At 70.4% G+C, this 13,591-nt stretch carries 10 protein-coding genes; 3 read left to right on the top strand and 7 right to left on the bottom strand.

The genetic code is table 11. From position 1 onward, the window contains the following. The first annotated feature begins 198 nt into the window (after nt 1-198). Together B7R87_RS25660 and B7R87_RS25655 are read left to right on the top strand one after the other, a co-directional pair. Entirely contained in the window at nt 199-1,860 is a 1,662-nt protein-coding gene (locus B7R87_RS25660; RefSeq protein ID WP_006346134.1) for a sensor histidine kinase, read from the top strand. After that, on the top strand, nt 1,857-2,585 hold the full coding sequence (locus B7R87_RS25655) for a response regulator (protein WP_006346135.1): 729 nt from the start codon (nt 1,857-1,859) through the stop codon (nt 2,583-2,585). The genes B7R87_RS25660 and B7R87_RS25655 overlap by 4 nt, the downstream gene beginning before the upstream one ends. 207 nt (nt 2,586-2,792) lie before the next feature. Here B7R87_RS25655 and B7R87_RS25650 read toward each other — a convergent pair whose 3' ends face one another. The 3 genes from B7R87_RS25650 to B7R87_RS25640 all read right to left on the bottom strand — a co-directional run bounded on the left by B7R87_RS25650 (nt 2,793) and on the right by B7R87_RS25640 (nt 6,885). Continuing rightward, entirely contained in the window at nt 2,793-3,497 is a 705-nt protein-coding gene (locus tag B7R87_RS25650) for a response regulator (RefSeq protein ID WP_006346136.1), read from the bottom strand. Continuing rightward, on the bottom strand, nt 3,494-4,663 hold the full coding sequence (locus B7R87_RS25645; RefSeq protein WP_006346137.1) for a sensor histidine kinase: 1,170 nt from the start codon (nt 4,661-4,663) through the stop codon (nt 3,494-3,496). The genes B7R87_RS25650 and B7R87_RS25645 overlap by 4 nt, the downstream gene beginning before the upstream one ends. Nucleotides 4,664-4,767: 104 nt before the next feature. Further along, nucleotides 4,768-6,885 (bottom strand): DNA gyrase/topoisomerase IV subunit B, encoded by a 2,118-nt coding sequence (locus B7R87_RS25640; protein ID WP_006346138.1) that lies wholly within the window; start codon nt 6,883-6,885, stop codon nt 4,768-4,770. A 433-nt stretch (nt 6,886-7,318) separates the two neighbouring features. Here B7R87_RS25640 and B7R87_RS25635 point away from each other — a divergent pair, with 433 nt between their 5' ends. Next, on the top strand, nt 7,319-7,549 hold the full coding sequence (locus B7R87_RS25635) for a DUF7455 domain-containing protein (RefSeq protein ID WP_006346139.1): 231 nt from the start codon (nt 7,319-7,321) through the stop codon (nt 7,547-7,549). A gap of 192 nt (nt 7,550-7,741) precedes the next feature. Here the strand turns inward: B7R87_RS25635 and B7R87_RS25630 are convergent, their stop codons facing one another. From B7R87_RS25630 to B7R87_RS25615, 4 genes are all read right to left on the bottom strand, one after another. Further along, nucleotides 7,742-8,557 carry a S1 family peptidase gene (locus B7R87_RS25630; protein ID WP_006346140.1) on the bottom strand — a complete coding sequence of 272 codons (816 nt, stop codon included), beginning with the start codon at nt 8,555-8,557 and terminating at the stop codon, nt 7,742-7,744. Nucleotides 8,558-8,786: 229 nt separating this feature from the next. Next, on the bottom strand, nt 8,787-10,337 hold the full coding sequence (locus B7R87_RS25625) for an RNA polymerase sigma factor (protein ID WP_006346141.1): 1,551 nt from the start codon (nt 10,335-10,337) through the stop codon (nt 8,787-8,789). Between the two features lie 360 nt (nt 10,338-10,697). Beyond that, nucleotides 10,698-11,582, bottom strand: coding sequence for a FadR/GntR family transcriptional regulator (locus B7R87_RS25620; protein ID WP_063838379.1), 885 nt, complete (start codon nt 11,580-11,582; stop codon nt 10,698-10,700). A gap of 190 nt (nt 11,583-11,772) precedes the next feature. Further along, on the bottom strand, nt 11,773-13,545 hold the full coding sequence (locus B7R87_RS25615; RefSeq protein ID WP_006346143.1) for an ATP-binding cassette domain-containing protein: 1,773 nt from the start codon (nt 13,543-13,545) through the stop codon (nt 11,773-11,775). Between the last annotated feature and the right edge of the window lie 46 nt (nt 13,546-13,591).

Genomic DNA, 13,591 nt, shown 5'->3' with positions numbered 1-13,591 from the left:
CCGCACGGGCACGGGCACAGCCGCGGGGCGTCGCGGGCCCGGCGGGCCCCAGAATAGGCCCGCCGCCGGGGCCCGGCCGGGGCGGTCCCGGACAATGGAGCCTTATCTCCGCAAATACAAGGTTCTGGCCGGATGTGTCCTGAGTCCCATCGCTGGAACGTTTCCCGAATGCCCTGGTGCCCCGTACCGTTTCTTTCCATGAGCAACGACCGGTACACCCCTCCTCGCCGGCGCCGCCTCGGCTGGCCCCAGCGGGTGTTTTCGCAGGTCCTGCTCATGCAGCTGCTGATCGCCACCGGGGTTACCGTGCTGGCGACCGGGCTCTTCCTGGCGCCGCTCAGCGCCCAGCTCGACGACCAGGCCATGCGCCGGGCCCTGGCGATCGCCCAGACCACGGCCTCCCCGGAGATCGCCGACAAGCTCCTCGGCAGCCGTCCGACCCCCGGCGGGCCGGTCCAGGCCGAAGCGGAGCGGATCCGCAAGGCGACCGATGCCGAGTACATCGTGATCATGGGGTTGACCGGGGTGCGCTGGTCGCACACCTCCACCGAGGAGATCGGCCGGGTCGTCTCCACCGATCCCAGCCGCGCCCTCGCGGGCGACGAGGTGATGGAGATCGACAGCGGCACCCTCGGCCGCTCGGCCCGGGGCAAGGTCCCGCTGCGCGACAGCCACGGCGATATCGTCGGCGCGGTCTCGGTGGGCATCGAATACGACAGCGTCCGCGACCGGCTGTTCTCGGCGATCCCCGGTCTGGTGGCCTATGCGGGCGGAGCGCTCGCCGCGGGCGCCATCGCGGCCTATCTGATCTCCCGCAGGCTCCAGAAGCAGACGCACGATCTGGCCTTCTCCGATATCTCGGCCCTGCTCGCAGAGCGGGAGGCGATGCTGCACGGCATCCGTGAAGGGGTGGTGGCGCTGGACGCCTCGGGCCGGGTGCGGCTGATGAACGACGAGGCGCAGCGGCTCCTCGGTCTGGCGTCCGACGGCAGGGGTCTGCCGCTGGAGCAGGTCCTGGGCGAGGGCCGGACCGCCGATGTGCTGACCGGCCGGGCCACCGGGGTCGATCTGGTGACCGTCCGTGGCCATCGGGTGCTGATCGCCAACCGGATGCCCACCGACGACGGCGGTGCGGTCGCCACCCTGCGCGACCGCACCGAGCTGGAGCGGCTCGGCCGTGAGCTGGACTCGACCCGCGGTCTCATCGACGCCATGCGCGCACAGGACCATGAGCACGCCAACCGGATGCACACCCTGCTGGGTCTGCTGGAGCTGGAGATGCACGAAGAGGCGGTGGAGTTCGTGAACGAGGTGGTCGGCGTGCACCGGGCCACCGCGGAGCAGGTCACCGAGAAGGTCCACGATCCGCTGCTGGCGTCCCTCCTGGTCGGCAAGGCGGCGGTGGCCGCGGAGCGGGGGGTCTCCCTGACCATCGCGCCGGAGACGCTGCTGCCCGACCGGGTGGTGGAACCGCGCGAGCTGGTCACGGTGGTCGGCAATCTGGTCGACAACGCGATGGACGCGGCCGCCGGGTCCGAGGACGCGTGGGTCGAGGTGGAGCTCTATGCGGAGGGGAGCACGGCCGTGCTGCGAATCACCGACAGCGGGCCGGGCGTCCCACCGGAGCACCGGGAGCAGATCTTCACCGAGGGCTGGTCCACCAAGGAGCTGCCCGCCCATGGAAAGCGCGGACTGGGCCTGGCGATGGTGCGCCGGCTCGCGGAGCGACAGGGTGGTCATACCGAGGTCCGGGAGGCGCCCGGCGGCGGCGCGGAGTTCATCGTCGTCCTCCCCGAGGCACTCTCCGAACTGACCGAACCCGGGGAGAACTCACCCGTCGCCGCCGGGGAGCTGCGATGACCGGCGCGACCGCGACGGAGACCGCCCCGGGCGGCCCCGAGATCACGATCGACGTCCTCGTCGTGGACGACGACGTCCGGGTCGCCGGAATCAATGCGGCCTATGTCGCCAAGGTGCCCGGCTTCCGGGTCGCCGCCACCGCCCACTCCGCCGCCGAAGCCGTCGCCCGGATCACCGAATCCCCGGTGGACCTGGTGCTGATGGACCACTATCTGCCCGACGGCAATGGTCTCGCGGTCGTCCGCGAACTGCGCAGACTCGGCCGCCAGACGGATGTGATCATGGTGACGGCGGCCCGTGACGTGGCCACCGTGCAGGCGGCGATGCGCCATGGCGCGCTCCAGTACCTGGTGAAGCCGTTCAACTTCGCCGGTCTGCGCACCAAACTGGAGGCGTACGCCGGACTCCGCCGCGCCCTGCGCCGGGGCGGTGAGGCGGAACAGGCCGAGGTGGACCGGATCTTCGGCGCACTGTCGGCCGGTGCCATCGCCCCCGACCTGCCCAAGGGCCACTCCCGCACCACCGCCGAGGTGGTCCGGCAGGTGCTGCTCGCCGCCGACGGGCAACTCTCCACCCAGGACATCGCCGACCGGGCGGGCATCAGCCGCCAGACCGCACAGCGCTATCTGAAGCTGCTGGAGCGCACCGACCGCGTACGACTGAGCCTGAAGTACGGCGAAACCGGCCGCCCGGAACACCTCTACGAATGGGCCCCGGGCACCTGACCCACCCCACCGCCGCCACCGATCGCCGCTACGGAACCGGCAGCGTCAGGGACAAGGCGCAGAGGCAGAGGCGGGAACAGGCCCCCAACCCCAACACCCCCTGAGCCTCAGCCCCATCAGAACCCCGCACGACTCCCACGATGCACAACCTCCACGACCCTCACGACCCCCACAACTCACAGGGCTCACAGGGCTCACAGGGCCTGCCTATATGGCGTCCGCTCCCGGCGGCCGTACCAGCCCCGTCCGATAGGCGTACCGCACCGCCTGCGCCCGGTCGTGCAGTCCGGCCTTGGCGAACAGATTGTTGATATGCGTCTTCACCGTGGCCGCGGAGATATGCAGCCGCCGGGCGATCTCGGTGTTGCTCAGCCCGTCCGCGATCAGGCTCAGCACCTCGCCTTCCCGTCCGGTCAGCCCGTCCGGCAGCTTCGGCACCGGCGGCTCCGGCGTCTCGGTCACCCGCTCCAGCAACCTCTGCTGCACCTCGGGCGAGAGCCCCGCCCTCCCGGCCACCACGTCCCGGACCGCGCGGACGATCTCCTCACCCGCCGCGTCCTTGGTCAGATAGCCCCGGGCCCCCGCCCGCAGCGCGGGAAAGAGCGAATCGTCGTCGGCGTAGGTCGTCAGCACCACCACCTGGGTACCCGGATACTGCTCCCGGATCCGGCGTGTCGCCGACACCCCGTCACAGCGGGGCATCCGCAGGTCCATCAGCACGGCATCGGGCGAGAGTTCCGCAACCAGTGCCACGGCCTCCTCGCCGTCCCGTGCCGCGCCGACGACCTCGATCCCCGGGAGCAGCCCCAGCAGCATCACAATCCCCTCGCGCACGATCGCCTGGTCGTCCGCTACCACCACCCGGACCGCATCGGCCTCTTCGTCGACAGCTCCGTCCCCCGCCCGGCTCATACCGGCACTCGCAACCGCACCATGAATCCCGCCCCCTCCGGTCCCACTTCCAGGGTGCCGCCGAGCAGTTCCGCCCGTTCCTGCATCCCGAGGAGACCGTAGCCGGATCCGGACTTGCTCAGCTCGCCCCTGTGGACAGTCGCCCCCGAGTCCCTCACCTCCAGCCTCACTCCGCGCTCTTCGTAGGAGAACAGCAGCCGCACCCGGCCCCCGGGAGCATGTTTACGGGCATTGGTGAGCGCCTCCTGGGCCACTCGCCGCACCGCCTGCGACACCTCGGGCGGCATCGACAGCCGCTCACCGCTGACCACACTGTCCGCGCCCTCCTCAGCGGCGATCTCCCGCAGGAACTCCTCCACCGGGGTCAGCTCGCCCCTCAGCGCGGAGAGCGCCTGCCGGGTCTCGACCAGCCCGCTGCGCGCCATGCCCCGGGCCGCCGTCACCCGTTCGAGCAGCTCGTCACGGAACGGGCCCTCCGGCCCGCGCTCGATCCGGATGCGCGCCGCCTCCAGATGAACCAGCTGTGCCGAGAGACTGTGCGCCAGCACATCGTGTATCTCCCGGGCTATCCGGGCCCTTTCGGCGAGGGCCGCCGAGACCGCCTCGGCCTCGTGCGCCGCCCGCTCCTGCGCCAGCAGCCGGAACCCGGCTCCCCTCGCCTGCGCGTCCAGCCGGAAGGCGTAACCGCCGAGCAGAATGCCCGCCATGGCGACCGCGATCCCGACCGTGTCGGCTTCCGGGATCTGTATCGCAAAGAAGTGCGCGAGCGGCACCGCACACAGCAGCCCGGCCCACAGGGGCAGCCGCTCGACAGCCATCGCGGCGCCGGCTATCAACAGCACCGCCGCCATCACCACCGCCCCCGTCATCAGCGCGACCCATCCCACCGCGGCCAGAACCGCGAGCAGCCCCACGGACCGGAGAAGCAGTTGCCGCTGCGTCGTGCACTGGAAGACGCAGAGGAGGAAGGCCCCGAACGCCAGGAGAAGGACCGGAAGGGGAACCCGCAGCAGATCGTCGAAGTGCCCCGAGGCATAGGCGTCGGACACCGCCCAGGTCGCGAGAGCCCCCAACAGGACCACGTCGAGCACCACCTGCGAGCGCGGCACCCCGACCCTGGACAGCGCCTCCGGCCCCGGCCATCCGATCTCGTTCCGGTTCAGCACGGCGTCCCCCCTTCCTCCGTGCTTCGATGCTACGGAGCGGGGGCGGACCCCGGAATCGGCTCGGGGGTGGAGTCCTCGACTCCACCCCCGGGTTGGTTCACCGCTCAGGCGTCGATGCGCGAACGGTCCAGCGTGGCCGCGGAGCTGGTGATGAACTCCTTGCGCGGCGCGACCTCATTGCCCATCAGCAGGTCGAAGACCTGCTCGGCGGCGTCCAGGTCGCCGATGTTGATCCGGCGCAGCGTGCGGTGCCGCGGGTCCATCGTGGTCTCGGCCAACTGGTCGGCGTCCATCTCGCCCAGACCCTTGTAGCGCTGGATGGAGTCCTTGAAGCGGATGTTCTTGCGCTGGAACTCCAGCAGCGTCTGCCGGAGCTCGTTGTCCGAGTAGGTGTAGACGTACTTGTCCTGGCCCTTCTTGGGCTGGACCAGCTCGATCCGGTGGAGCGGCGGCACCGCGGCGAAGACCCGCCCCGCCTCCACCATCGGCCGCATGTAGCGCTGGAAGAGCGTGAGCAGCAGACAGCGGATGTGGGCGCCGTCGACATCGGCGTCCACCAGCAGCACGATCTTTCCGTACCGGGCGGCGTCGATATCGAAGGTCCGCCCCGACCCGGCTCCTATGACCTGGATGATCGCACCGCACTCGGCGTTCTTCAGCATGTCGGAGACCGACGACTTCTGCACGTTGAGGATCTTGCCCCGGATCGGCAGCAGCGCCTGGAACTCACTGTTCCGCGCGAGCTTGGCCGTACCGAGCGCGGAGTCGCCCTCGACGATGAAGAGTTCGCTGCGCTCCACGTCGTCGCTGCGGCAGTCGGCGAGCTTCGCGGGCAGCGACGAGGTCTCCAGTGCCGTCTTCCGGCGCTGCGCCTCCTTGTGCTGACGGGCCGCGATCCGGGTCCGCGCGGCGGCCACGGCCTTCTCCAGCACAGCCCTGGCCTGTGCTTTCGCATCGCGTTTGGTGGAGGTCAGAAAGGCCTTCAGCTCCTTGGCCACCACATTGGCCACGATCCGGTTGGCCGCCGACGTCCCCAGGACCTCCTTGGTCTGACCTTCGAACTGCGGCTCGGCCAGGCGGACCGTGACGACCGCGGTGAGTCCTTCGAGGGCGTCGTCCTTGACGATGTCGTCCTCGGCGACCCTCAGCAGCTTGGCGGAGCGGAGCACCTCGTTCATCGTCTTGGTCACGGAGCGTTCGAACCCGGTGACGTGCGTACCGCCCTTGGGCGTGGCGATGATGTTGACGAAGGACCGGACCTTGCTGTCGTAGCCCGTTCCCCAGCGCAGGGCGATGTCGACGCCGAGTTCCCGGGTGACCTCGGTGGGAGTCATGTGTCCGCGCTCGTCGAGCACGGGCACGGTCTCCTTGAAGGTGCCCTGCCCGGTCAGCCTCAGCACGTCGCACACGGCCTTGTCCTGCGCGAGGTACTCGCAGAACTCGCTGATGCCCCCGTCGAAGCGGAAGATCTCCTGACTCTTCCCCTCGCCCTCCAGGTCCCGCTCGTCACGGACGACGATCGTCAGCCCGGGCACCAGGAAGGCGGTCTGCCGGGCACGCTGGTGCAGGGTCTCCAGCGAGAGCTTCGCTTCCTTGAGGAAGATCTGCCGGTCGGCCCAGTACCGCACCCGGGTACCGGTACGGGTCCTGGGGACGCGCTTGGCCTTGCGGAGCCCGTTCCCCGGGTCGAAGGGCGCTTCGGGTCCCTGCTCGGTGAAGATCCCGGGCACTCCGCGGCGGAAGCTGATGGAGTGCGTGGCGCTGTTGCGGTCGACCTCGACGTCGAGCCGGGCGGACAGCGCGTTGACCACGGAGGCGCCGACGCCGTGCAGACCGCCGGACGCCGCGTAGGAACCGCCGCCGAACTTGCCGCCGGCGTGCAGCTTGGTCATGACGACCTCGACCCCGGACAGACCCGTCTTGGGCTCGACGTCGACCGGGATGCCCCGCCCGTTGTCGCGGACCTCGACCGAGCCGTCGTCGTGGAGGATGACGTCGATGTGGTCGCAGTAGCCGCCGAGTGCCTCGTCGACCGAGTTGTCGATGATCTCCCAGAGGCAGTGCATCAGACCGCGGCTGTCGGTCGATCCGATGTACATGCCCGGACGCTTGCGGACCGCTTCGAGACCTTCGAGAACAAGGAGATGCCGCGCTGTGTAGTTGGAGCCGTCACGCTCCGCTGTCAGCAAAGCTGTGGACGGCCCGGACTTTTCGGCGGTCACGCGGTTCGCTCCTCGCTGAATTTCAGATGTGGCCCAGTGGGGTAAGGGCCCGGCGTCGGTCGCCGGTCAGAGGGTACCGAGCCCTGATAGAGCCGATGTAACGCCACCCTCGGGTTTTCCCGCCCCCGCCCATTATCGCACGGACGTTCGATAGCCCGATGAGGTGACGTGAACATCACGTTCCCTTCCAGGCATGAACCATTTAGGCTCCGGGCACGTCCTCATGAACACCGGCAACCCAGCCGGGAGGGCCGGACCGAGACAAGCAACGCGAAACCCGTAGAGCACAGCAATACGGCTCATTCGCCGCCACCTGGTAGCAGACAGCCACCTCGGAAGGAACTTTCGAGGAAAAGCCCCGAGCGGGAACGTTTTCGGCCTGGTTGGATGTTGACCCTGGTACGACAGCTCGTCGAGCTAGAGAAGAGGCGACGTGACTACTGTTCTGACACCCGCGAGCCCGCTGACGGCCGCTGACCGCTGCGACCGCTGCGGCGCCCAGGCGTACCTGCGCGTCGTACTGACCAGCGGCGGTGAACTGCTCTTCTGCGCCCACCACGGACGCAAGTTCGAGCCGGAACTCAAGAAGATCGCCGCGGAAATACAGGATGAGACCGACCGACTCACGGCCGTGCCGGCCGGTGCCGGGCAAGAGGATCACTGACACCTCGCATCCACGACGAGCCAAGGCCGGTCCAGGACCGACCGACGGGCGGTCACCCCTCATCAGCAGGGGTGACCGCCCGCTCTCGTCACCGGCGGCCCTTCTGTCGGGCGCGGTACCCGTCCCGTCGGCGGGACAGCAGGACGCCGGAACGACGGGACGGCTCTCCGCCCGGCCGGAAGAGGCCCGCTGCTACGGCAGGCGTACGGCCGACACCCGGGTGTAGACCCCCGGACTGTCCGCCCTTCCGCAGCCGCTCCCCCAGGACACCAGCCCGATCAGCTTCCCCCGGGCCACCAGCGGCCCTCCGCTGTCCCCCTGACAGGCGTCGTGGCCGCCCCGGAGGTCTCCGGCACAGAGCATCGTCGAGGCGTCGTAGCGCCCGCCCAGCCCCCCTGGATAGGCCGTCTGGCAGTTCCGGTCCGCCAGGACCGTGACATCGGCCGCGCGCAGCGCGGTGGCATAGCTGCCGTTGCCCTCGGTATCGCCCCAGCCGAAGACCGTGGCTGCCGTTCCCGGTACGTACGCCTCGTCACCCTCCGCCGCGACCGGAATCACCCGGGAATCCGGCAGCGCCTCCGCCAGAGTCAGTATGGCCAGGTCCGAACTGTTGGTCCGGGGGTTGTACGCGGGAGAGACCCAGCTCTCGCTGACGGCGATCTCCTGCCCGTCCGACGCGGTCAGCTCCGTCCGCCCGGTGATCACCCGCAGGTCCCGCACCTGACTCACCTCCCCGCCGAGCACGGTCCGGCTCAGACAGTGCGCCGCGGTCATGACTTTCGTCGGCGCGATCACCACGCCCCCGCAGAACTGGCCCGCGCGCGTTCCCCCGAACCGGTCACGGCTGGCGAGCGCGACGACCCACGGCGTATCCGACACCCGTACCGGAAAACCGCCCACGACGACGCTGTCGGCCACCGCGGGGACCGGCTCCACCAAGGGCGCCACGCCCCCGGTGGCGGCGAGGGCCAGCGTTCCGGTCAGGGCTCGGACGAGAAGAGGGCGCATACGGTCTCCTGACTCTGCGTGAGTGGCGTCCACTCAGCGTCAGTCAGCGAGCCGTCCGGCGCACCCTCGCACCACACCCTGTTGACGCACAGATGTCCGTTCGACCGGAATATGCCGCCCTCCTGACGGCGGAGGTGGACATTCCGCTCGGGGTACGGCGAAGGGCCCGACCCCCCGGAAGGGGGCACGGGCCCTGATGACGCCGCAGGACCGGACCAGCCGGTCCCGGTCAGTCGAGGTAGTCGCGAAGGACCTGCGAGCGCGACGGGTGGCGCAGCTTCGACATCGTCTTGGACTCGATCTGCCGGATCCGCTCCCGGGTGACCCCGTAGACCTTGCCGATCTCGTCCAGCGTCTTCGGCTGGCCGTCGGTGAGGCCGAAGCGCATCGAGACCACACCGGCCTCACGCTCGGAGAGGGTGTCGAGCACGGAGTGCAGCTGCTCCTGGAGGAGCGTGAAGCTGACCGCGTCCGCCGGCACGACGGCCTCGGAGTCCTCGATCAGATCACCGAACTCGCTGTCGCCGTCCTCGCCCAGCGGAGTGTGCAGGGAGATCGGCTCACGGCCGTACTTCTGGACCTCGATGACCTTCTCGGGGGTCATGTCGAGTTCCTTGGCCAGCTCCTCCGGGGTGGGCTCGCGGCCCAGGTCCTGGAGCATCTGACGCTGCACACGGGCCAGCTTGTTGATGACCTCGACCATGTGCACCGGGATACGGATCGTGCGCGCCTGGTCGGCCATGGCACGGGTGATCGCCTGCCGGATCCACCAGGTGGCGTACGTGGAGAACTTGTAGCCCTTGGTGTAGTCGAACTTCTCCACGGCGCGGATCAGACCCAGGTTGCCCTCCTGGATCAGGTCCAGGAAGAGCATGCCGCGGCCGGTGTAGCGCTTGGCGAGCGACACCACCAGCCGGAGGTTGGCCTCCAGGAGGTGGTTCTTGGCGCGGCGGCCGTCCTCGGCGATGATCTCCAGCTCGCGCTTGAGCTTGGGCGCCAGCTTGTCGGAGTTCGCGAGCTTGTCCTCGGCGAAGAGACCGGCCTCGATGCGCTTGGCCAGCTCCACCTCCTGCTCGGCGTTGAGGAGGGGGACCTTGCCGATCTGCTTCAGATAGTCCTTGACCGGGTCGGCCGTGGCACCGGCGACCGCGACCTGCTGCGCCGGCGCGTCGTCCTCGTCCTCGTCCGACAGGACGAAGCCCTTGCTCTCGCCCTCGGCCTCTTCGTCGTCCTTGCCGCCGGGCTGGACGTCGTCGAGCAGCTCTTCGCCGTCGACCGGCTCGTCGGCGTCCTTCTTGGCCGCGGTCTTCTTGGCCGCGGTCTTCTTCGCGGCGGTCTTCTTCGCCACCGTCTTCTTGGCGGTGGCCTTCTTGGCCGCCGTCTTCTTGGCAGGCGCCGTCGCGTCGTCGCCGGTCTGAGCGTCCACGGTCTCGGCCGCCGGTGCCGCGGTGGCGGCGACGGTCTTCGTCGTGACGGTCTTGGCGGCGACGGTCCTGGTGGCGGTGCGCTTTGCCGGGCTCTTCGCAGCGACGCTCTTGCGGGAGCGCTTGGGCGACTCCGCGGCACTGACCATCAGCGTCACACCCTCTTCCTCGAGGATCTGGTTGAGGCTGCGCAGAACGTTCTTCCACTGGGTTGGCGGAATCTGGTCGGCCTCGAAGGCCCGCCGCACGTCATCGCCGGCGATCTGCCCATCAGCCTTTCCCCGCTCGATGAGCGCCATCACGGATTCGGACTCGGCGATCTCCGGCGGGAGCGTACGGGATGTGCTGGCCGACACGAACAACCTCTCGGAACGATGGAAACGGCTTCCGGCTCAGCCCATGATCGGGCCGGAGCCGACGACCACCGGGCTGCGGATGTGCCGGTGGCGCGGGCGGAACACACCTCGGAACAGAACAGCGCCGTCAACGGCTGCCGTATTCCCTCCTCGGCTGTCACCTCTTAGGTCATCGCACGGCTTCGAGGAGCGTTACGCCCAATCCACGTGGCCCGAGTCACACCCCAAGAAGGGCGAACCGGATAGATCGGATGTTCTACGCACAACCGTGCCGCCGGATTCCCGCGGAATCCGGCGGCACGTGCACATCCGGGCACGGCGTGCGTACGCCTCCGTGCGTCCGGCCCCGCGGCCGGGCGCTCAGTGCTCACGCGGCGCGGGCACCACGCGTTCCACCTCCGGGTGGACGGTGAGCAGTTGCCGCATTGCCGATTCGGCAGCGGCGGCATCGCCGGCGGCGAGGGCGTCGACGATCCGGGCGTGGTGGGCGAGGGAGACCTCGTTCGGCCGGTCACAGCCGGTGACGGGGCCGCCCGACACCTGGAGTGCGGCGGAGACGATCCCGGAGAGGTGCTCCAGCATGCGGTTCCCGGCGAGCTGGATGAGCAGGGTGTGGAACTCGGCGTCGGCCCGGGAGAAGGTGATGCCGTCGCCCTGGGCAAGGGCGTGCCCCATGATCTCCACCATGTCGCCGAGCCGCTGCTGGACGTCCTCGCGTCCGTGTCCCGCGGCCAGACGGGCAGCGAGGGGTTCGATGGTCCACCGCAGTTCGCACAGCTCCCGGCGCTGGTCGTCACGCTGGGGGCCGAAGGCACGCCATTCGATGATGTCGGGGTCGAGCAGATTCCAGTCGCTGACCGGCCGGACCCGGGTGCCGACGTTGGGCCGGGCACTGACCAGCCCCTTGGCCTCCAGGACCCGCAGCGACTCGCGGACGACGGTCCGGGAGACCTCGAACCGCTGGCCGATCTCCTCCGGAACGAGCGGCCGGTCCGCCCCCAGATCGCCGGAGACGATCATCTGACCGAGCTGCTGAACGAGTTGGCCGTGCAGTCCACGGCCCCGGCTGCCTGCCGCACGGCGCCCGGCCCGGCCCAGCTCGGTGTCCGGGCCGTCCCACGCGGGAGGCGCGACGCGCTCGGCGGCGTGCGGCTCCGCGTAGGAGTATCGGTCGAGTTCGCCCGGACCGGCGAGGCCGGAGTCGGCGGGGCGGGCGGTCATCATGGTCTGCGCAAGGGTACTCACGCATCCTTTGTCGGCGCGGCTTTCGCGGGCCTTGAGGTCTTTGGTGAAAAGCACACGAAAGGGTGATCGGCGCTTCCCCCACAATTGACGACTTATCGGATAGAAGTGGCTATTTCCCCGAGTGCCGTCGATCCGATCAGCGGATCATCGCAGGGGTGGTGGGTGGTCGCACGGAAGCCGGCCGCGGCCGTCACCACCGCACCCGGCGACGGAGCCCGATGGCGGCGTACGCGCAGACGAGTCCCGCCAGCGACAGCGCGAGTGCCATGCCGACGGGCCGGGTGAGCAGCCGGGCCCCCGCCACCAGCCATACGTCCGCCTGATGCGGCAGCTGCACCCAGGTCAGCTCGCGGAGCCGGCCGGGGAGACCGGCGAAGGACCGTACCGACGCGGCGGCCAGCGCCTTCTGGACCAGAGGGGTGACGAGGACCGGGACGGCCAGTACGGCGGCGGCCCCGGCCGCCGTCGACCGGAACGTTCCGGCGGCGAGGAGCCCGGCCCAGGCGCAACCGATCGCCAGCCCGCCCCAGCCTGCGGCGAGCGCGGGCCAGTTCTCCGGCAGCGCGGTCGCGTCGGAGCCGTACACCAGCCCGAGCGCCTGGAAACCTGCGACGGCGACGAGCAGGGCGAGCACCAGCGCATAGGCGGCGGTCACCGCGAGCTTGGCGAGCAGCAGGCCGATGCGGCGCGGTACGGTGCCGCGCGCGGCTGCGAGCGCCGGATAGCGGAACTCGTCCCCGAAGGAGAGCGCGCCGACCAGCCCGGCCGCGAAAGCGGCGGGGGGCAGCGGGAGGAAGCCGGGCCAGGCGGCGACGGCGGCCTGCACCGGGGTGTCCCGGGACCGGGCGAGCAGCAGTCCGAGGGCCACCGAGACGAGTACGGTCGCGACGGCGATCCACCAGGCGGTACGCACTCCCAGCAGACGGTGGAGTTCGTAGCGCAGGGGGCGGGCGGGGCTGGTCACCGGCCGGGGCACGGGCAGTGTGCCGGGAAGCCCTTCGGTGGTTCCCCGGCGGAGCCGGGAGACGCGGGTGGGCTCGGTGGCTTCGGCGGCGGAACCGGGCCGGGGCCGCGCCTCGGCCGGAGCGGGCGGGCAGTCGCCGGTCTCGTCGGCGAGACGGTGGACGAGGACGCCGTGCCGGAACGCGGTCTCACCGACCTCGGCGCTGGTGCTCCCGTACACCGACAGCAGCCCGCCGTGCTCCGTGACGACCTCGACGGAGCGCCGGGCGGCGCGCGCCTCGCGGTGGACGACGTCGGCGAGGCGTGCCGCGTGCGGGGTCCGGACGGAGACGCGTGGACGCAGCCGGGTACGGGCGAATTCGGCACCGTCCTGATCCGCGACGAGGCGCCCCGCGTCGAGGGTGACGACCCGGTCCGCGATCCGGGCCGCCTCCTTGGGGTCTGCGACGGTGCACAGCACGGCCCCGCCGCGTTCGGCGTGGCCGCGCAGCGCGCCGTACAGCCACGCCTGGTCGCGGGGCGAGAGCCCCTTCGCGGGCTCGTCGAGGAGGAGCGTGGCGGGGTCGCCCAGGAGCGCGGAGGCGAGCCCGAGCCGCCGGTCCATGGCGAGCGGGAGCGTACCGAGGTGTTCGTCCGCGACGCCCGCGAGTCCCAGCGTCTCCAGGAGCTCCCCGGCCCGGGCCATCGGGACCCCGGCGGCCGCGCAGAGCATCCGCAGCTGGCCCCGGGCGGTCCGGGCCGGATGCCCGGGTACGTCGCCGAGCAGGGCACCCACCTCGCGCGCGGGGTGTGCGAGGTCGGCCAGTCTGTTCCCGCGGTAGTACGTGACCCCCTGGCCCGCGTCGAGCTCCAGCATCAGGCGCAGTGCGGTCGTCTTGCCCGCCCCTTCGGCCCCGAGCAGGACCGTGACCAGGCCGGGGGCGGCGTCGAAGGAGAGGTCGTCGACGGCGGGAGGAAGCTCCCGCCGGGGGGCGCTGGTCAGTCCGATGGCCTGGAGCATCGCGTCTCCCACGGAGGGGCGGCCTCGAAGGCCGCCCGGCGGCATG

The organism is Streptomyces tsukubensis (assembly GCF_003932715.1).
Classification (GTDB): domain Bacteria; phylum Actinomycetota; class Actinomycetes; order Streptomycetales; family Streptomycetaceae; genus Streptomyces; species Streptomyces tsukubensis.
The sequence above is the reverse complement of the archived record's forward strand: the minus strand, read 5'-3'. Positions and strand labels throughout refer to the sequence as shown.